The organism is Variovorax paradoxus (genome assembly GCA_016806145.1).
Lineage (GTDB): Bacteria > Pseudomonadota > Gammaproteobacteria > Burkholderiales > Burkholderiaceae_C > Variovorax.
This window is the reverse complement of sequence record CP063166.1, coordinates 4,149,673-4,168,014: the sequence shown is the minus strand read 5'-3', so window position 1 is coordinate 4,168,014 and position 18,342 is coordinate 4,149,673. Positions and strand designations below refer to the sequence as shown.

The following is an 18,342-nucleotide window of genomic DNA, read 5'->3' as shown; positions in this document are numbered from 1 at the left end:
AGTTTAAGAGCCATTATATTGACGAATCTAGGGCTGCTTGTCGAGGCGCCCGAGTGGTTCGACACCCGCCTCCAGCACCGCCAGGTCGCTCTCGTCCTTGAGCCCCACACCGCTGAGCCCGCGCCGCAGCGCCTCGCGCATCAGCCAGGTCAGCTTGAAGGCCGCGAGTTCGTACGACAGGCCCTCGGGCCGCACGTTCGAGATGCAGTTGCGTTCGGCATCGTGGCGGCCCTTGCGCGGCGCGTGGGTCAGGTAGATGCCGAGGCTGTCGGGCGAGCTGAGGCCCGGGCGTTCGCCGATCAGCATCACCGAGAGCGTGGCGCCGAATAGCTCGGCCGCCTCGTCGGCGAGCGCGACGCGCGCCTGGGTGGCGACGACGACCGGGGCGAAGCGGGTGTCGGGCGGCAGGTGCGGGCGCAGCGCCGCGAGCAGGGGCGCCGCATGGCGCGCGACCGCGAGCGAGGACAGGCCGTCGCCGATCACGATGCAGACGTCGGCCGGTGCGCTGGCGCCGGCGCGCAACCGGTCCGCATCGCCGGCATCGAGCTGCCGTCCCAGGTCCGGGCGCCGCAGGTAGGTGGCGCGGTCCTCGGCGCGGCTGCGCACCTGCGCTGTCTGCCAGCCGTCGTGCCGCAGCGCGGCTTCGAGCACATCGACGTCGAGCGCCGCATGGATCGCATCGCGCGCCATCGCATGGGCCCAGCCGAAGCGCAGCGTCTCGTCGGTCGGCATGCCGGCACCGGCGCGGCCCAGCGCGAGCCGCGCGGGCGTGGCCGAGCGCCACTGGCTCCAGGGATTGGGCGTGACCGGATCGCTCATGAGGACAGCGCCGACAGGGCGCCCATGCCGGCCAGCAGCCGGTTGGAGGAGGGCGGCGCGATCCGCCCCGCCGCATCGGTGATCTGCATGCGCTGCAGCCAGGCCTCGAACTCGGGCGCGCGCTTGAGGCCCAGGGTCTGGCGCAGGAACAGCGCGTCGTGGAAGGAGGTGCTCTGGTAGTTGAGCATCACGTCGTCGGCGCCCGGGATGCCCATGATGAAGTTGATGCCCGCGGTGCCCAGCAGCACCAGCAGGTTGTCCATGTCGTCCTGGTCGGCCTCGGCATGGTTGGTGTAGCAGATGTCGCAGCCGATCGGCAGGCCCATGAGCTTGCCGCAGAAGTGGTCCTCGAGGCCGGCGCGGATGATCTGCTTGCCGTCGTACAGGTACTCGGGGCCGATGAAGCCGACCACGGTGTTGATGAGCAGCGGCTTGTAGCGGCGCGCCAGCGCATAGGCGCGCACCTCGCAGGTCTGCTGGTCGACGCCGAAGTTGGCATTGGCCGACAGCGCGCTGCCCTGGCCGGTCTCGAAGTACATGAGGTTGTCGCCGACGGTGCCGCGCTGGAGCGACTGCGCGGCGTCGTGGGCCTCGGCCAGCAGCTCGGGCGTGACGCCGAACGAGAGGTTGGCCTTCTCGGTGCCCGCGATCGACTGGAACACCAGGTCGACCGGCGCGCCGGCCTCGGCCAGGCGCAGCGTGTTGGTGACGTGCGTGAGCACGCAGCTCTGGGTGGGAATCTCGAAGCGCTGGATCAGTTCGTCGAGCATGTGCAGCAGGCGGCCGAGCACCGGCAGGCTGTCGGACACCGGGTTCAGGCCGATCACCGCGTCGCCCGCGCCGTAGAGCAGGCCGTCGAGCGTGGAGGCGGCCACGCCGCGCAGGTCGTCGGTCGGGTGGTTGGGCTGCAGCCGCACCGCGAGGTGGCCGGGCAGGCCGATGGTGTCGCGAAAGCGCGTGACCACGTTGCACTTCTTCGCGACCGAGACCAGGTCCTGGTTGCGCATGAGCTTCGACACCGCCGCCACCATCTCGGGCGTGAGGCCCGGCGCGAGGGCCGTGAGCGCCGCGGTGTCCGCCTGCTCCGACAGCAGCCAGTTGCGGAAGTCGCCGACCGTGAGGTGGGAGACCGGCGCGAAGGCCCGGGCATCGTGGCTATCGATGATCAGCCGCGTGATGTTGTCGCTCTCGTAGGGGATCAGCGCCTCGTTGAGGAACTGCGCGAGCGGCGTGTCGGCCAGCACGTGGCGCGCCGCCATGCGCTGCTGCGCGGTGGCCGCGCCGATGCCCGCGAGGTAGTCGCCCGAGCGCGCGGGACTGGCCGCGGCCATGACCTGGCGCAGGTCGTCGAAGGAAAAGCCCTGGCCGGCGATGGTGGTGCGATAGCGCATCGTTCGATCAGGCGGCGGGCGTGGAGGTGGGGGCCGACAGCATCTCGTCGGGCGCGGCCGCGTTGCGCTGCGCCGAGGTCGCGAGGAAGTAGAGATAGGCCAGCGCCATCAACACGAGGAACAGCAGGGTGAGCATCGGGTTGAACCACACCATCGCGCCCAGGCACACCAGGCCCAGCCCCAGCGCGATGGCGGGAAACACCGGGTAGAAGGGCGCGCGGTAGCTGCGCGGCAGCGCGGGTTCGGTGCGGCGCAGCCTGAACAGCGCGGCCATCGAGACCAGGTACATCACGATCGCGCCGAGCACGGCCATCGTCACGATGTTGGCCGTGAGCGTCTGGCCGCCGAACTGCACCCACTCGTCGCTGAAGATCGCCACCACGCCGACGACGCCGCCGGCCAGCAGCGCGCGGTGCGGCGTGTCGAAGCGCGGGCTCAGGCCCGCGAAGTAGCGCGGCAGGTAGCCGGCGCGCGCCAGCGCGAAGATCTGGCGCGAGTAGCCCATGATGATCCCGTGGAAGGAGGCGATCAGCCCGAACAGGCCGATCCACACCAGCATGTGCAGCCAGCCGCTGTTGTCGCCCACCACGGCCTTCATGGCCTGCGGCAGCGGGTCGTTGATGTTGGCGAGCTTGCGCCAGTCGCCCACGCCGCCCGCGAAGATCATCACGCCGAAGGCCAGCACCACCAGCGTGACGATGCCGGTGGTGTAGGCGATCGGGATCGTGCGGTGCGGATCGCGCGCCTCCTCGGCCGCCATGGCCGCGCCCTCGATCGCGAGGAAGAACCAGATCGCGAACGGGATCGAGGCGAAGATGCCCGCGATGGCCGCGCCGTTCAGCACGCTGCCGCCGGCCCAGCCGTTGGCCACGAAGTTGGCCATCGACCAGCCCGGCGTGACCACGCCCATGAACACCAGCAGCTCGAAGATCGCGAGCACGGTGACGAACAGCTCGAAGGCCGCGGCGATGCCGATGCCGATCCAGTTGAGGCCGATGAAGATCACGTAGGCGCCGAGCGCGAACCACTTCGGATTGATGCCCGGGAACTGCACGTTGAGGTAGGCGCCGATCGCCAGCGCGATGGCCGGCGGCGCGAACACGAACTCGATCAGCGTGGCGAAGCCGGCCACGAAGCCGCCGTGCGGGCCGAAGGCGCGGCGCGCGTAGGCGAAGGGGCCGCCGGCGTGCGGAATCGCGGTCGAGAGTTCGGTGAAGCTGAAGATGAAGGTGGTGTACATCGTCGCCACCAGCACCGTGGCGACCAGGAAGCCGAGCGTGCCGGCGGTGTTCCAGCCGTAGCTCCAGCCAAAGTACTCGCCCGAGATCACGAGGCCGACCGCGATGCCCCAGAGCTGCAGGGGACCGAGCACTTTCTTCAGATGGCCGCTGCCGCCGGGGGAGGGCGCCGCGGGCGTGGCTTCGGTGGAAGGCATGAGAGTTCCTCTCTCGGGGGATGTTGACAGTACCCCCGCCGCGAAGCAAGGGCCGTTCCATCGCCGGCTTCGGCGCTTCATGCGCGCTGGCCATAATCGGCCCTTTCCCACCATTCCCTCGAGGTATCCCGTGAAGTCCCTGTTCTGTGCCGCTCTCGTGTCCTTCTGCGCCGTGTCCGCCGCGTGGGCCCAGTCCGCGCCCGTCACCACGGCCAGCGGCCTGATCTACCAGTCGCTCAAGGAAGGCACGGGCGCCTCGCCGGCCGCGACCGACGTGGTCAAGGTGCACTACCGCGGCACCTTCCCCGATTCGGGCAAGGAGTTCGACAGCTCCTACAAGCGCAACGAACCCACCGAGTTCCCGCTCAACGGCGTGATCCCGTGCTGGACCGAGGGCGTGCAGAAGATGAAGCCGGGCGGCAAGGCCAAGCTGACCTGCCCGCCGTCGATCGCCTACGGTTCGCGCGGCGCGGGCGGCGTGATTCCGCCCAACGCCACGCTGAACTTCGAGATCGAACTCATCTCCGTAACCAAGCGCTAAGCGCACCCTCTGTTCGCGGGACACCGCGGAACCGGCTTTGCCGGGCCGCTGGTGTCGCCCCCGGCGAGGGGGGTGGCGTAGCGACACGCAGTGTCGCGCAGCCTGGGGGCGTGCCTAGATCTGCGCCATGCCGCCATCGACGAACAACTCGGTGGCATTGACGAAGCTGCTGTCGTCCGAGGCGAGGAACACCACGGCCTTGGCGATCTCGTCGGGCGTGCCGACGCGGCCCAGCGGAATGGCCTGCGCCTGCGATTCGATGAAGCCCTCGACCTGTTCGGGCGTGAGGCCCAGCAGCTCGTAGGCCGGGGTCGGCACCACGCCCGGACTCACCGCGTTGACGCGGATGCCGGCATCCTTCAGGTCCACGGCCCAGCTGCGCGCGAAGCTGCGCACCGCGGCCTTGGTCGCGCTGTAGACGCTGAAGGCCGGCGTGCCCTTGATGCTGGTGATCGAGGCGTTCAGCACGATCGACGAGCCCTTGGCCATCAGCGGCAGCGCCTTCTGCACGGTGAACAGCAGGCCGCGCACGTTGGTGCCGAAGGTCTTGTCGAAATGCTCCTCGGTGATCTGGCCCAGCGGCACCAGGCTGCCGCCGCCCGCGTTGGCGAACAGCACGTCGAGCCGGCCCTTCTGCGCGCGGATGGTGTCGTAGAGGCGGTCGAGGTCGTCGAGCTTCGAGACGTCGCCGAGCACGCCCGTGACGTTGCGGCCGATGGCTTTCACGGCCGCGTCGAGTTCGGCCTGGCGGCGGCCGGTGACGAAGACGTGGGCGCCTTCGGCCACGAAGCGTTGCGCGGTGGCCAGGCCGATGCCGCTGGTGCCGCCGGTGACGAGGGCGATCTTTCCATCGAGCTTGAGCGTGGAGGTGGACATGACTTCTTTCCTTGGGTGATGCCGCGATGCGGCGTTGACGATGGAACGAAGTTTGGGCGCGACCCCCGCGCCCACCAAGACGCCGCGCGTCACTTGTTTATTCACGAATCACTAATAATCGGCCGATGGACCAGATCGCCGCCATGCGCGTCTTCGCCCGCGTGGTCGAGGCCGGCACCTTCACGCGCGCCGCCGATTCGCTGCAGATGCCCAAGCCGACCGTGACGAAGATGGTGCAGCAGCTCGAGACCCATCTGCGCGTGAAGCTGCTGCAGCGCACGACCCGGCGCGTGACGGTCACGCCCGAGGGCGCGGCCTACTACGAGCGCACCGCGCGCGTGCTCGCCGAGCTCGAGGACATCGAGTCGGACCTCACGAACGCGCAGGCCAATCCGCGCGGACGGCTGCGCGTGGACGTGGGCTCCTCGCTGGCCAACATGATCCTGATTCCGCAGCTGCCGGCCTTCCATGCGCGCTATCCCGAGATCGAGCTCGAGATCGGCGTGGGCGACCGGCCCGTGAACCTGGTCGGCGATGCGGTGGACTGCGTGATCCGCGCGGGCCCGCTCGACGACCAGACGCTGGTGGCGCGCCGCATCGCGACCATGCCCTTCGTGACCTGCGCCACGCCCCGCTACCTCGAGCGACATGGCGTGCCGAAGACGCCGGCCGACATCGGCGATGGCCGGCACCGCGTGGTGGGCTATTTCTCGTCGCTGAGCAACCGGCCGGTGCCGCTGCGCTACGGCCGTGGCGAGGACCGCATCGAGATCCACGGCCACACGGTGGTGGGCGTGAACGAGAGCACCGCGCACCTGAGCGCGATGCTCACCGGCATGGGCCTGGCGCAGACCTTCGACCTGATGGCCGCGCCGTATCTCGCGAGCGGTGCCTTGGTCGAGGTGCTGCAGGGCTTCGCGCCCGAGCCCTATCCGCTGCACGTGGTGTATCCGACCAACCGGCACCTGAGCGCCAAGCTGCGCGTGTTCGTCGACTGGGCGGTGGAGCTGTTCGCGCCTTACGACAAGCAGCGCAAGCCGCGCTGAAAGAGGCCCGTCGGCCTCAGCCCGGCTGGTACTGGTACAGCCAGGTCTCGGTCAGCGTCTGGTCGCCGTTCTTCAGGAACAGGCGCATGTCGACCGGCTCATTGCCCTCGGCCGTGAAGTCGAACTGCGCGCGCCAGTGGCCGGTGACGCCGTTGGGCACGGCCTCCGCGAAGATGTAGGAGAACTTGCCGCGCGAGGCCGTGAGCACCAGCTCGGGCTTGACGCCGAACGGGATGTTGGCGAGCGGCGCGCCGATGAACTCCACCATGAACTTGCGTACGCCCGGCGGCCGCGGCTGGCCCGGCTGGCCGCCGCGCCCGATGCGCGTGGCCACGCAGCGTGCCAGCGGCGAGGGGTAGGGCTCCTGGTCGGTCCAGTGCAGCCGGTACTTGAGGTTGTAGCTGGCGCCGGCCTTGGCGTCGGCCTTGGGCACCCAGAAGGCCACGATGTTGTCGTGGATCTCGTCGTCGGTCGGGATCTCGATCAGCTGCACCGAGCCCTCGCCCCAGTCGCCCAGCGGCTCGACCCACAGGCTCGGGCGCTTCTCGTAGTACACGCCGTCCTGGAAGTGGTCGAAGGACCGGTCGCGCTGCAGCAGGCCGAAGCCCTTGGGGCCGGTGTCGGCGAAGGCCGAGGCGCGGGTCTGCGTCGGGTTGTTGAGCGGGCGCCAGATGCGCTCGCCCGCGCCGTTCCAGATCGCGAGGCCGTCGGAGTCGTGCACCTCGGGGCGCCAGTCGATCGCGGTGGGCTTGGCGGTCTCGGAATACCAGTACATCGAGGTCAGCGGCACCAGGCCCAGGCGCGCCACGTCGCGGCGCAGGAACAGGCGCGAATCGATGTCCATGATCACGGCCTTGCCGCGCTGCATCACGAACTTGAATACGCCGGTGACGCTCGGTCCCTCGAGCAGCGCATAGACCGTCATCGAGTTGGTGTTGCCGGCCGCGGGCGTCTCGAAATAGAAGCGCGTGAAGGCCGGGAATTCCTCGGGCCGGTCGGGCACGGCCACCTCGAGCGCGATGCCGCGCGCCGACAGGCCGTACTGGTAGAGCTCGCCGATCGCGCGGAAGTAGGAGGCGCCGAGGAAGGCGACCCAGTCGTTCTTCTGCCAGTCGAGCCTGGCCTGGTCGCCCAGGCGACTTTCCTGCAGGCGGAAGCCCGCGAAGCCGGCGCCCTCGGGCAGCGCGCGCGCCGGGCTGTCGGCGGGCATCGAGAAGTACGAGGGGCTGTAGAGCACCTCGCGCGCGAAGCCGTCGCCGTCGGAACTCTCGAGCACGTGCATGCGCACCGGCGTCTGGAAGAAGCGGCCGAGGTGGAAGAAGGTGACCGGGAAGGCGCCGGGGCCGTCGCGGAACAGGGCGTTGGCGGGGTCGAACTTGAGCTTGCCGTGCGCGTCGTAGTCGATCTTCTCGAGCACCTGCGGCGCGAGCGGCGCCGGTGCGGCATAGGGCCGGCCGGCGAGCGACTTGGCTTCGGCGGCCAGGTTGTCGAACGAGAAGGGCCTCGGCTGACTCAGCTGCAGTCCGCTGGCGGCCAGCGCTTCGGCGGGCAGCCCGAGGGCGGCGAGGGTGGCGGCGGCGCTGCCGGCGGCAAGGAAGGATCGGCGATCAAGCATTGTTTTCTTGAGGGTTGCGATGGCTGTGACGAGTTCGGAGAACTCCGGGGAGGACGAAGAAGAGGAAGCGTAGGCGCGGCGGCCGGACGATCCTAATGCAGCGCGAAACTCCTCCGTCGGGAAGGCGCCGGCCTGTGCCGGGAGGCGCAGGTTCGGCGGGCGGGACGAGTCGGTAGCTTGCCCTGGCCCTGGTTCGGGGCGCGTCAGCCATTCCGCGCAAACGCCGCCGGACAAGGCCGGCGATGCGACGAAATTGTGCGTTTGTGTATCGAGTTCGGTTCAGTCCACCGCGTGCAGCGCGTACACCGCGTACATCGGCACGCCGAGGAAGGCACCGATCGCGCCCGAGAGCATGCCGAGCGGGAAGCCGTAGCCCGCCATCACCTCGTGGGTGCCCGCGAGCCGCAGCCGCGGATGCGCGCGCGCCAGCTCGGCCGGCCGGCGCAGGCCCCAGCGGAACTGCGCGCCCGTGGGCCGCACCGAGGGATGCCGGTGCGCGCGGCCGGTCGCTAGCCAGCACATGGCATCGAAGGCCAGCACCGAACCCGCGGGCGCGCGCTCGCCGAAGGTGGCGAACACGGCCTCGACCTGCGCGGGCTCGAGGTACATCAGCACGCCCTCGGAGAACAGGAATACCGGCGGCCCGTCGCGCGCGGGCAGGCCGAGGCCGTCCCACCAGTCGGGGGCCGTGAGGTCGAGCGGCCGCACCTCGTGGCGCGGCTCGTCGTCGGCCAGCAGCGCGCGGCGCACCGCCAGCACTTCGGGCAGGTCGGCATCGGTCATGCGCGCCTTGCCGTCGTCGAGCCATTGGAAGTAGTGGCTCAGGCCGCAGCCGAGGTTGACCACGTGGCCGCAGGGATTCGCCTGCAGGAAGTCGCGCGCGAGCGCGCGGAAGCAGCGCGTGCGCGCCAGCACGCCATAGACCGTGGCGCGGTCGCGCGGCAGCGGCGGCGCCTGGTCCTCGAGCGTGGCCAGCAGGCGCGCCGCGCTCGCGTCGCCGATCGCCATGCGCGGAAACATCGCATCGCCGAAGGCGCGCGCGGCCAGCGGGATGCGCAGCGTCGAGGGCACGGCCGAGAGGCCGGAAGCGGGCGGGGCGGCGTCGGAGGGCATGCGGGATCGGAAGTGAAGGCGGGGGCGAAGTCTGTCGCCTGATGCAGAGACGGGCAAGGGCGCGCTTCGTTCAGTCGCGGCGGGAATCGGTCATTCGCCATATCCATGCATGCACAGTGATGGATCGAATGCGAATGGAGTTATTGGATTCGAATGAATTCGCTATGTAAGAATAAACATATCGAAAAACATGGAGACGAGGTGGATATGAAACATTGGTCCGCGGGCGTGGTGTCCGGTCTGGTGGCGGTCGTGGTTGCCGGTTGCGGCGGTGGTGGTGGCGACGGCGGGGTGTTCCTGCCGGTGGTGCCGACGCCCGCGCCGGCACCGCCTTCTCCCCCGCCGCCGCCTCCACCCGCGCCCACGGTCAGGCTCGAAGGCGCCATCGACCGCCCCGCCGACTACGCCGAGGCCGACCTGGCCGCGCGCGCCGCCCTCACGCAGACGGTGAACTTCAACAGCGGCAGCACGCCGCAGACCCGCACCTACACCGGCACCAGCCTCTGGTCGCTGCTGTCCGATGCGGGCCTCCAGGCCGACGCCACGCGCAAGAACGACCTGCTGAGCCGCCACGTGCTGGCCACCGGCGCCGACGGCTACCGCGTGGTGTTCGCGCTCGGCGAGCTGAGCCCCGACTTCGGCAACAAGCCGGCCATCGTGGCCTATGCCGAAACCACCGGCGGCAGCTCGGGCCCGCTGGCCGCGGCCGACGGGCCGTTCCGCGTCACCGCGCCAGGCGACATCAAGGGCGGGCGCTATGTCTCGCAGCTCGTGCGGCTGCGGGTGCAGCCCTCGGCCGCCACCGCCGCCGGCACGGGCGGCGGCGTGTCGACGAGCTTTGCGGTGTCGGGCGCGGTCGGCACGCCGCTGAGCTTCGACCTCAAGGCGCTGCAGGCGATGGTGCCGGTCACGCAGACCGTGGGCGCCAACGTCTACACCGGCGTCAGCCTGTGGACGCTGCTCAACGGCCTGGGCCTGCGCCTGCCCGCGGGCAAGAACCCCAGCCTGTCGATGTATGCCGTGGCGACCGGCAGCGACGGCTACCGCGCCGCGGTCTCGCTCGGCGAGATCGATCCGGGCTTCGGCAACAAGGGTGCGATCGTCGCCTACGACATGAACGGTGCGGGGCTCGGTGCCAACGGCGTCGCGCGCCTGGTGGTGCCGGGCGAGGTCAAGCAGGGCCGCTCGGTGTCGAACCTGGTCGCGATCGAGGTGTTCGCGGCGGACGCGCCATGAGTTGCGGATCGACGCGCGGCCGTCTCAGCCGGGCCGGCCGCGCTCGCGTGCCAGGTGCCGGTAGACGGTGCTGCGGTGGATGCCGAGCCGGCGCGCGGCCTCGGCGACGTCGTGCCCGCAGTCCTGCAGCGCCTGCGCGATCGCCTGCCGCGTGATCGCCACGAGCGGCGGCGGGCCACCGAAGCCGGGGCCCGCGTCGTCCCGCACGCTGGCGGCCGGCATCGCGGACACCGCGCGCAGGTTCGCCGGCAGCGCGTCGAGGCCGATCGCATCGCCGGGCTCGGCCAGCGCCACGAGCGAACGCAGCACGCTGCGCAGCTCGCGCACGTTGCCGGGCCAGGGGCAGGCCGCGAGCGCCTCGAGCGCCTCGTCCTCGAGCCGCAGCCCGCGCGCGGCCGCGCCCGATTCGAGGAACAGCCGCGCGATCAGCGCATGCCGGTCGGCGCGTTCGCGCAGCGGCGGCAGCGCCACGGTGAAGCCGGCCACGCGGTACATCAGGTCGGCGCGGAAACGTCCGGCCGCCACCAGCGCCGGCAGGTCGCCGTGCGTGGCGCAGGCCAGGTCGAAATCCACCGCCACGCCCTGGCCGCCGCCCAGCGGGCGCACCATGCGCTCCTCGAGCACGCGCAACAGCCGCGTCTGCAGCGCCAGCGGCATCTCGGCGATCTCGTCGAGGAACAGCATGCCGCCCTGCGCCTCGCGGATGCGGCCCGGCGCGCCGCGGCGGCGGGCGCCGGTGAAGGCGCCGTCCTCGTAGCCGAACAGCTCTGCCTCGATCAGGGTCTCGGGCAGCGAGGCGCAGTCGACCGCGACGAAGGGCCCGGCGCTGCGCCGGCTCGCGGCATGCAGCCGGCGCGCGAACACCTCCTTGCCGCTGCCGGTCTCGCCGTTGACCAGCACCGGCACGCCCTGGTTCAGCACCCGCACCGCGCGCTCGAGCAACGGCTGCACGTCGTCGGGCGGCGGCGCGGCGGCCGAGTCCTCGGGTGTCCACTGGCGCCGCGCGCCGCGCGACAGCGGTTCGCCGGGCCGGGCCGCGCGCTCGAGCACGGTCGCGATCTGGCGCCCGCCCGGCAGCGTGAGCAGGCTGCGGCGGCGCTCCATGCGCGCCCAGTCGCGGCCGAGGAAGGTGGCGGCGTCGAGGTCGAGCAGCTCCTGCCACGCGTGCCCGAACAGTTCGAGCGCCACGTGGTTGGCCGCGACGATGCGGCCGTCGGCGATCACCATCAGGCCTTCGCGCGCGGTGCCGATCAGCGAGGGCCGCGGATGGAAGCGCAGCAGGTGGCCGCTGGCCTCGCTGAGCATCATGCGGTGGCCGACCTGCTGCGCCGCCATGCGCACCAGCCCGAGCGCATGGCTGTTGACGCGCACCGTCTCGCCCGAGATGTCGAGCGCGCCCGCCACCTCGCCGCGGCCGGTGAAGATCGGCGCCGCCGCGCAGCCCAGCGTGCCGTTGCGCGCCAGGTAGTGCTCGCCGCCGAGCACCATCAGCGCCTCGCGCTCGGCCAGCGCGGTGCCGATGGCATTGGTGCCGCGCTGGTGTTCGGACCATCCGGCGCCGGGCCGCAGCGCGAGGCGCTCGGCCTTGGGCAGGAAGTCGGGGCTGCCGATCTCGTCGAGGATCAGGCCGCTGGCGTCCGACAGCACCACCACGCAGCCGTTGCCGGTCGCGTGCTCGGCCAGGCCGTCGAGCTCGGGCTGGGCGCAGTCGAGCAGCCGCATCGCCTGCTCGCGCCGCTCGCGCAGCAGCGCCAGCGCCATCGGCTCGCACTCGCCGCCGCGCGGATCGACCGGCAGGCTGCGGCGCCACGAGCGCGAGATGTGCGGCGCGATCCAGGGCTCGGGGTCGCGGCCCTGCACGAAGAAGAGCTCCCGGGCCTGTTCCACCTGCGACGAGGGCGATTGCGAGTCGGTCATCCACGGCTCCAGTCGGTTCGAGGTGCGAGCCGGTTCGCCCGGTTCGCCTTTCGCGACATGCTAGCCGTCATGTTCGCGCGGATATGTCGCAGATTGCGAAAGAAAACCCTTGCGACACGGCGGCGCCCTGGAGGAGCACCTTCGGGATTCCACCGAGGCCGGCGGGTATGGGCCTTGCAGACCTTCGTGCGGGACGCCGCATGTCGCGGCGCCTGCAACACACATGGAGACACGCATGGACATGCTCGAACCGGGCAAATTCGGCACCGCGGTGCCGTTCAAGAAGCGCTATGGCAACTACATCGGCGGCGAGTGGGTGGCGCCCGTGGACAACCAGTACTTCGAGAACATCACGCCGGTGACCGGCCAGGTCTTCTGCGAGGTGCCGCGCTCGAGCGCCGCCGACATCGACCGCGCCCTCGACGCCGCGCACAAGGCCAAGGCCGCCTGGGGCCGCACCTCGACCACCGAGCGCGCGAACATCCTCCACCGCATCGCCGACCGCATGCAGGAGAACCTCGCCGTGCTCGCGGCCGCCGAGACCTGGGACAACGGCAAGCCGATCCGCGAGACCACCGCGGCCGACCTGCCGCTGGCGATCGACCACTTCCGCTACTTCGCCGCGTGCATCCGCGCGCAGGAAGGCGGCATCAGCGAGATCGACCACGAGACCTTCGCCTACCACTTCCACGAGCCGATCGGCGTGGTCGGCCAGATCATCCCGTGGAACTTCCCGCTGCTGATGGCGGTGTGGAAGCTCGCGCCCGCGCTCGCGGCCGGCAACTGCGTGGTGCTCAAGCCGGCCGAGCAGACGCCGGTGTCGATCCTGGTGCTGATGGAGATCGTCGGCGACCTGCTGCCGCCGGGCGTGCTCAACGTGGTCAACGGCTTCGGCGTGGAAGCGGGCAAGCCGCTGGCCTCGAGCAACCGCATCGGCAAGATCGCCTTCACGGGCGAGACCACCACCGGCCGGCTGATCTCGCAGTACGCGAGCCAGAACCTGATTCCCGTCACGCTCGAGCTCGGCGGCAAGTCGCCCAACATCTTCTTCGCCGACGTGCTCGACAAGGACGATGCCTTCTTCGACAAGGCGCTCGAGGGCTTCGCGATGTTCGCGCTCAACCAGGGCGAGGTCTGCACCTGCCCCTCGCGCGCGCTGATCCAGGAATCGATCTACGACCGCTTCATGGAGCGCGCGCTGAAGCGCGTGGCCGCGATCCGCCAGGGCAGCCCGCTCGAGATGGAGACCATGATCGGCGCGCAGGCCTCGAGCGAGCAGCTCGAGAAGATCCTGTCGTACCTCGACATCGGCCGGCAGGAGGGCGCGCAGGTGCTGATCGGCGGCGAGCGCAACACGCTCGCGGGCGAGCTCAAGGACGGCTACTACGTGAAGCCGACCGTGTTCAAGGGCCACAACAAGATGCGCATCTTCCAGGAGGAGATCTTCGGCCCGGTGGTGTCGGTCACCACCTTCAAGGACGAGGAGGAGGCGCTCGCGATCGCCAACGACACGCTCTACGGCCTGGGCGCCGGCGTCTGGAGCCGCGACATGAACCGCGCCTTCCGCATGGGCCGTGGCATCCAGGCCGGTCGCGTGTGGACCAACTGCTACCACCAGTACCCGGCGCACGCGGCCTTCGGCGGCTACAAGCAGTCGGGCATCGGCCGCGAGAACCACCGCATGATGCTCGACCACTACCAGCAGACCAAGAACCTGCTGGTGAGCTACAGCGAGAACAAGCTCGGCTTCTTCTGATCCCCAGCCACAAGGCACGCCCCGCGCGGCCCGTGACGGGACGCGCGGGGCCTTCGTGCAGCCCCGAAGGAAGGTTTTCCATGACCCAAGAAGTCCTGCGCGTGACCGCGACCGACGCGGCGCTGGCGCTGATCGAGCGGCTCGCCGCGAAGCACGGCGCGCTGATGTTCCACCAGTCGGGCGGCTGCTGCGACGGCAGCGCGCCCATGTGCTATGCCCAGGGCGAGTTCATCGTCGGCGACTACGACCGGCTGCTGGGCCACATCGGCGGCATGCCGTTCTACATCAGCGGCCCGCAGTTCGAGTACTGGCAGCACACGCAGCTGATCATCGACGTGGTGCCGGGGCGCGGCGGCATGTTCTCGCTCGAAGGGCCCGAGGGCGTGCGCTTCCTGACGCGCTCGCGACTGTTCACCGACGAGGAATGGGCCGTGCTCGAGGCGCGCGAGCGCGACGGCGCCAAGGCCTGAGCCTTTGCTCGACTCCGTGTGGAATCCGGGGCGAAAACGCTCGCGCTTGGCTTTCGCTATGTTGCGTCGTATATTGCGGTGTCGTTTTCGCCAGACCGCGCCGTCGCGCGCCCCGCCGATGCAGCAGCCGCCTTTCCGCCTTCTCGCCGCCGCCGATGCCGCGCTCACGCGCGTCGATCGCGCGGATTCGTCGCTGCGCCATGCCGCGATCGACTGCTGCGCCACGCCCGAGCCCGAGGCGCACGAGGCCGTCGCGGCCGGCCGCGCACGGCTGGCGGACCTCGACCACCATCTCCATTGCTCGGTGATCGGCACCTGCCTGAGCACGGCCGAGCTGCGCAAGCTGATGGCACGCTTCGCCGACGTGAAGGGCGCCAGCGACCTGGACATCCACCACGACGCGGTGCGGCAGACCTCGCACGACCCGCAGGTCGCGAAGGCGCTGCAGAAGGCGCTCGACCACCGGCATGCGCCGGCGCTGCAGCGCGCCTCGACGCTCGCCGACGCCGAGGCGCTGACCGCCTACTGGGACGAGTCACTGCAACAGGGCGAGGTGCCCGGCGCCTACTGGGCCGTGCTGACGCACCGCAAGACCACGCCCGCGCTGCGCCAGCGCGTGTTCGGCGATGTCCACATGCTGTCGCACCTGGTCGGCGCGGCCAACCGTGCCGACATCCGCCGTCTCGTGGCGCTTGCGCGCGACAACGCCGAACTGCGCGAGAAGCTCGACCGCCAGCAGCTGCGCTCGCAGGAACTGATGGAGGAGCGAGACCGGCAGATCGCGGCGCTGCAGCGCGAATTGATCGAGGCCACGGCCGGCGCGGCGCCCGAACGGCAGGACCGCGTGGAGGAGACCGACAAGGCCGAGAAGGCAGCCGCGCTGATCGCCCTGCAGACCGCGCGCCGCGAGCGCGCCGAACAGACCGCCGCCGCCGCGCAGGCCGAGGCGGCACAGCTCGCCGAGACGCTCGAGCACCTGCGCCGCCACGCCCAGGCGCTGGGCCGCGAACTCGGCGCCGCCGAGCTGCAACTGCGGATCAACGCGGACGACGGCGGGCGCAACGACCAGTCGGCGCAGCTCGATGCGCAGCTGCAGGGCCGCCGCATCCTCTACGTGGGCGGGCGGCCCAGCACCTATCCGGCGATCCGCGATCTCGTGCTGCGCCATGACGGGGAGTTCCGGCGCCATGGCGGCGGCCTCGAGGACCGCGCGGGGCTGCTGGCCGCGGCCGTGTCCTGGGCCCATGTGGTGGTGTTCCCGGTCGACTGCATCGACCACGAATCGGTGGACAACCTCAAGCGGCTGTGCACGCGCCAGCAGGTGCGCTACCTGCCGCTGCGCAGCGCGGGCATCGGCTGCTTCGCCGCGGCCTTCTCGGGACCGGCGGAAGGCATGCAGGCACAGGGCGAGGGCAGGGAAGACGGGCCGTCCGGCACGTCGCCGATCTGCCCGCGGCACGGCTGAGCCGGGCGCGCGCCTCGTCCCGATGTTCATCCGCCAGCTGAACTACGTCGTCGCGCTCGCGCGCGGGCAGATGCGCAATGCCCGGCATGCGGTTGCCGCGATGGCAACCGAAGAAGAATGAGCGCTGAATGAGGGGCGCCGTGGGCGCATCCCGCGATGCGTGCGGCGCGGCGCCTCTCGTTCAGCCCTGGCGCAATGCCAGGGTCAGGCGCGTACGCCGAGCACCGACAGGATGACGGCGGCCAGCGTCAGCGCGACCGGTGCCTTGTGCACGGCGAGCACATGGGCATGCGCGGCCAGGCGCGATTGCAGAAGGGCCTTTTCGGAATGAAGGGCTGTGGTCATGAGACGACTCCTTGAACAGTGACGCGGACACCGTGTCCGCATGACTGCAACGATAGTCCTGCGAGAGCGCCGTGGTTCGTGCCTTTCATCGACACGGCGTTTCCGTTTCGGCAACGATCGAAGGGAACCCGGCGGCCCGCGGCGCGATCCGCTCGACGGGCTGGTCAGCCCGCGATCAGCTTCTGCACCAGCTCCGCCGTCGTGGCCGCCGCGTACTTGCGCATCAGCCGCGCGCGATGCAGTTCCACCGTGCGGTGGCTGATGCCCAGCGCCTTGCCGATCTCCTTCGAGGTCAGGCCGCGCATCACCTGGGCCGCCACCTCGCGCTCGCGCGGCGTGAGCTGGGCCTTGGTCGCGCGACGCGAGCCCAGGTCCTCGAAGGTCCAGATGCCCGACTCGTGCGGAATGGCGCGGTTCATCGCATGGCCGGTGACATGGCACCAGAAGGTCTCGCCCGCGATCGCGCCGTGCAGGTTGCCGAGGCGGCGCATCATGCGGTTGTCGGCGTAATGCCCGCTGGCATTCATGATCGGTTCCATGCGCTTGCCGATGCGCTCGAACTCGGCGAGGCTGGGGTAGAGGATGCTGAACGAATGCCCCACCAGCGCGGAGGGCGTTGCGCCGAAGATCTCGCACACGCGCTGGTTGCAGGCCACGATGGCGCGGTGGCGCGACACCACCATCCCGACCGGGGCATGCTCGAAGGCCAGCCGGTAGTCGATGTCGGGCGTTGCCGCCTCAGCCTTGCGATCGGTCGTCTCCTGCATCGGGGGTCACCATTACGAAATACTACGTATGCGGGTACGTAGTATCGTTCAGGGCTTTCCCACCCACTCTCGACACAGCCAATCAAGGAGCACGAGTGAACAAGATCTATCCCTCCGCCGAGGCGGCGCTCAAGGGGGTCGTGGCCGACGGGCAGATGCTCGCGGTCGGCGGCTTCGGCCTGTGCGGCATTCCCGAGGCGCTCATCGACGCGCTCAAGGATTCCGGCGCGCAGAACCTCACCGTGATCTCGAACAATGCGGGCGTCGACGGCTTCGGCCTCGGCAAGCTGCTCGAGACGCGCCAGATCAAGAAGATGATCGCCTCCTACGTGGGCGAGAACAAGGAATTCGAACGCCAGTACCTGGCGGGCGAGCTCGCGCTGGAATTCACGCCCCAGGGCACGCTGGCCGAGAAGCTGCGCGCCGGTGGCGCCGGCATCCCGGCCTTCTTCACCAAGACCGGCGTGGGCACGCAGGTCGCCGAGGGCAAGGAACTGCGCGAGTTCGACGGCGAGACCTACGTGATGGAGCATTCGCTGGTGCCCGACGTGGCGCTGGTCAAGGCCGACGTGGCCGACAAGTCGGGCAACCTGCGCTTCCGCCTGACGGCGCGCAACTTCAATCCCGCGGCCGCGATGGCCGGCAAGATCTGCATCGTCGAGGTCGAGAAGATCGTCGAGGTGGGCGAGCTGGCCCCCGACGACATCCACCTGCCGGGCATCTACGTGCACCGCCTGGTGCTCAACGCCACGCCAGAGAAGCGCATCGAGAAGCGCACCGTGAGCGCCGGCGTCGATGCCGCGGCCGCCAAGGTCGAGGCCCAGACCGCCATCGCCCAGGCCGCCGCCGGCAGCGAAGTGCCCGCGAAGGTCGTCAACAAGAAAGAAGGAGCCTGAGATGCCCTGGACCCAAGACCAGATGGCGGCGCGCGCCGCGCAAGAGCTGGAAGACGGCTTCTACGTCAACCTCGGCATCGGCATCCCGACGCTGGTGGCCAACCACACGGGCACCAAGGAAGTCTGGCTGCAGAGCGAGAACGGCATGCTGGGCATCGGCCCGTTCCCGACCGAGGACCAGGTCGACGCCGACCTGATCAACGCCGGCAAGCAGACCGTCACCACGCTGCCGGGCTCGGCCATCTTCGGCAGCCACGACAGCTTCGCGATGATCCGCGGCGGCAAGATCAACCTCTCGATCCTCGGCGCGATGCAGGTGAGCACCCAGGGCGACCTCGCCAACTGGATGATCCCCGGCAAGATGGTCAAGGGCATGGGCGGCGCGATGGACCTGGTGGCCGGCGTGAAGCGCGTGATCGTGCTGATGGAACACGTGGCCAAGAAGAAGGACGGCACCGAGGACTTCAAGATCCTCGAGAAGTGCACCCTGCCGCTGACCGGCGTGGGCGTGGTCGACCGCATCATCACCGACCTCGCCGTGATGGACGTGGTGCCCGAGGGCCTCAAGGTGATCGAGCTCGCGCCCGGCGTGAGCTTCGATGCGCTGCAGGCCAAGACCGGCGCCAAGCTGATCCAGTAAGGCGAAGGCAGTTA

At 70.0% G+C, this 18,342-nt stretch carries 17 protein-coding genes; 8 read left to right on the top strand and 9 right to left on the bottom strand.

Annotated features, from left to right (window positions below; translation table 11 throughout):
• Positions 1-27: 27 nt before the first annotated feature.
• Genes eutC through eat form a run of 3 tightly spaced genes read right to left on the bottom strand, consistent with a single transcriptional unit; the run spans position 28 to position 3,645 of the window.
• Complete coding sequence (gene eutC, locus INQ48_19550; GenBank protein ID QRF55583.1) at positions 28-819, bottom strand: ethanolamine ammonia-lyase subunit EutC; 792 nt, start codon at positions 817-819, stop codon at positions 28-30.
• The gene (locus tag INQ48_19545; protein ID QRF55582.1) at positions 816-2,210 is read right to left on the bottom strand and encodes an ethanolamine ammonia-lyase subunit EutB; all 1,395 of its coding nucleotides are present in this window, start codon (positions 2,208-2,210) and stop codon (positions 816-818) included. The genes eutC and INQ48_19545 overlap by 4 nt, the downstream gene beginning before the upstream one ends.
• Positions 2,211-2,217: 7 nt before the next feature.
• Positions 2,218-3,645 (bottom strand): ethanolamine permease, encoded by a 1,428-nt coding sequence (gene eat / locus INQ48_19540; protein ID QRF55581.1) that lies wholly within the window; start codon positions 3,643-3,645, stop codon positions 2,218-2,220.
• Between the two features lie 130 nt (positions 3,646-3,775).
• On the opposite strand from eat, the gene INQ48_19535 reads away from it, so the two are divergent.
• Complete coding sequence (locus tag INQ48_19535; protein QRF55580.1) at positions 3,776-4,186, top strand: FKBP-type peptidyl-prolyl cis-trans isomerase; 411 nt, start codon at positions 3,776-3,778, stop codon at positions 4,184-4,186.
• A 114-nt stretch (positions 4,187-4,300) separates the two neighbouring features.
• Here the strand turns inward: INQ48_19535 and INQ48_19530 are convergent, their stop codons facing one another.
• Positions 4,301-5,062, bottom strand: coding sequence for a glucose 1-dehydrogenase (locus INQ48_19530; GenBank protein QRF55579.1), 762 nt, complete (start codon positions 5,060-5,062; stop codon positions 4,301-4,303).
• A gap of 125 nt (positions 5,063-5,187) precedes the next feature.
• On the opposite strand from INQ48_19530, the gene INQ48_19525 reads away from it, so the two are divergent.
• Positions 5,188-6,108 (top strand): LysR family transcriptional regulator, encoded by a 921-nt coding sequence (locus tag INQ48_19525; GenBank protein ID QRF55578.1) that lies wholly within the window; start codon positions 5,188-5,190, stop codon positions 6,106-6,108.
• 16 nt (positions 6,109-6,124) lie between these two features.
• On the opposite strand, the gene INQ48_19520 is transcribed toward INQ48_19525, so the two are convergent.
• Together INQ48_19520 and INQ48_19515 are read right to left on the bottom strand one after the other, a co-directional pair.
• Positions 6,125-7,723: a glucan biosynthesis protein D gene (locus INQ48_19520; GenBank protein ID QRF55577.1), complete on the bottom strand. Its 1,599-nt coding sequence runs from the start codon at positions 7,721-7,723 to the stop codon at positions 6,125-6,127.
• A gap of 279 nt (positions 7,724-8,002) precedes the next feature.
• Positions 8,003-8,836, bottom strand: coding sequence for a class I SAM-dependent methyltransferase (locus tag INQ48_19515; GenBank protein QRF55576.1), 834 nt, complete (start codon positions 8,834-8,836; stop codon positions 8,003-8,005).
• A gap of 207 nt (positions 8,837-9,043) precedes the next feature.
• Here INQ48_19515 and INQ48_19510 point away from each other — a divergent pair, with 207 nt between their 5' ends.
• Positions 9,044-10,072: a molybdopterin-binding oxidoreductase gene (locus tag INQ48_19510; GenBank protein QRF55575.1), complete on the top strand. Its 1,029-nt coding sequence runs from the start codon at positions 9,044-9,046 to the stop codon at positions 10,070-10,072.
• Positions 10,073-10,096: 24 nt separating this feature from the next.
• Here INQ48_19510 and INQ48_19505 read toward each other — a convergent pair whose 3' ends face one another.
• A complete protein-coding gene (locus INQ48_19505; GenBank protein QRF55574.1) occupies positions 10,097-11,989 on the bottom strand; it encodes a sigma-54-dependent Fis family transcriptional regulator in 1,893 nt (630 codons plus the stop codon).
• Between the two features lie 235 nt (positions 11,990-12,224).
• On the opposite strand from INQ48_19505, the gene INQ48_19500 reads away from it, so the two are divergent.
• The 3 genes from INQ48_19500 to INQ48_19490 all read left to right on the top strand — a co-directional run bounded on the left by INQ48_19500 (position 12,225) and on the right by INQ48_19490 (position 15,680).
• A complete protein-coding gene (locus tag INQ48_19500) occupies positions 12,225-13,745 on the top strand; it encodes an aldehyde dehydrogenase family protein (GenBank protein QRF55573.1) in 1,521 nt (506 codons plus the stop codon).
• An 80-nt stretch (positions 13,746-13,825) separates the two neighbouring features.
• Positions 13,826-14,215: a DUF779 domain-containing protein gene (locus INQ48_19495; protein ID QRF55572.1), complete on the top strand. Its 390-nt coding sequence runs from the start codon at positions 13,826-13,828 to the stop codon at positions 14,213-14,215.
• Positions 14,216-14,333: 118 nt separating this feature from the next.
• Positions 14,334-15,680 carry a DUF2325 domain-containing protein gene (locus tag INQ48_19490; protein ID QRF55571.1) on the top strand — a complete coding sequence of 449 codons (1,347 nt, stop codon included), beginning with the start codon at positions 14,334-14,336 and terminating at the stop codon, positions 15,678-15,680.
• A 204-nt stretch (positions 15,681-15,884) separates the two neighbouring features.
• Here INQ48_19490 and INQ48_19485 read toward each other — a convergent pair whose 3' ends face one another.
• Together INQ48_19485 and INQ48_19480 are read right to left on the bottom strand one after the other, a co-directional pair.
• Positions 15,885-16,025: a hypothetical protein gene (locus INQ48_19485; GenBank protein QRF55570.1), complete on the bottom strand. Its 141-nt coding sequence runs from the start codon at positions 16,023-16,025 to the stop codon at positions 15,885-15,887.
• A gap of 164 nt (positions 16,026-16,189) precedes the next feature.
• Positions 16,190-16,792, bottom strand: a complete 603-nt coding sequence (locus INQ48_19480) for a PAS domain S-box protein (protein ID QRF55569.1) — start codon at positions 16,790-16,792, stop codon at positions 16,190-16,192.
• A 95-nt stretch (positions 16,793-16,887) separates the two neighbouring features.
• On the opposite strand from INQ48_19480, the gene INQ48_19475 reads away from it, so the two are divergent.
• Both INQ48_19475 and INQ48_19470 read left to right on the top strand, forming a co-directional pair.
• Complete coding sequence (locus tag INQ48_19475; GenBank protein ID QRF55568.1) at positions 16,888-17,688, top strand: CoA transferase subunit A; 801 nt, start codon at positions 16,888-16,890, stop codon at positions 17,686-17,688.
• A 1-nt stretch (position 17,689) separates the two neighbouring features.
• Positions 17,690-18,328, top strand: a complete 639-nt coding sequence (locus tag INQ48_19470) for a CoA transferase subunit B (protein ID QRF55567.1) — start codon at positions 17,690-17,692, stop codon at positions 18,326-18,328.
• Positions 18,329-18,342 lie beyond the last annotated feature (14 nt).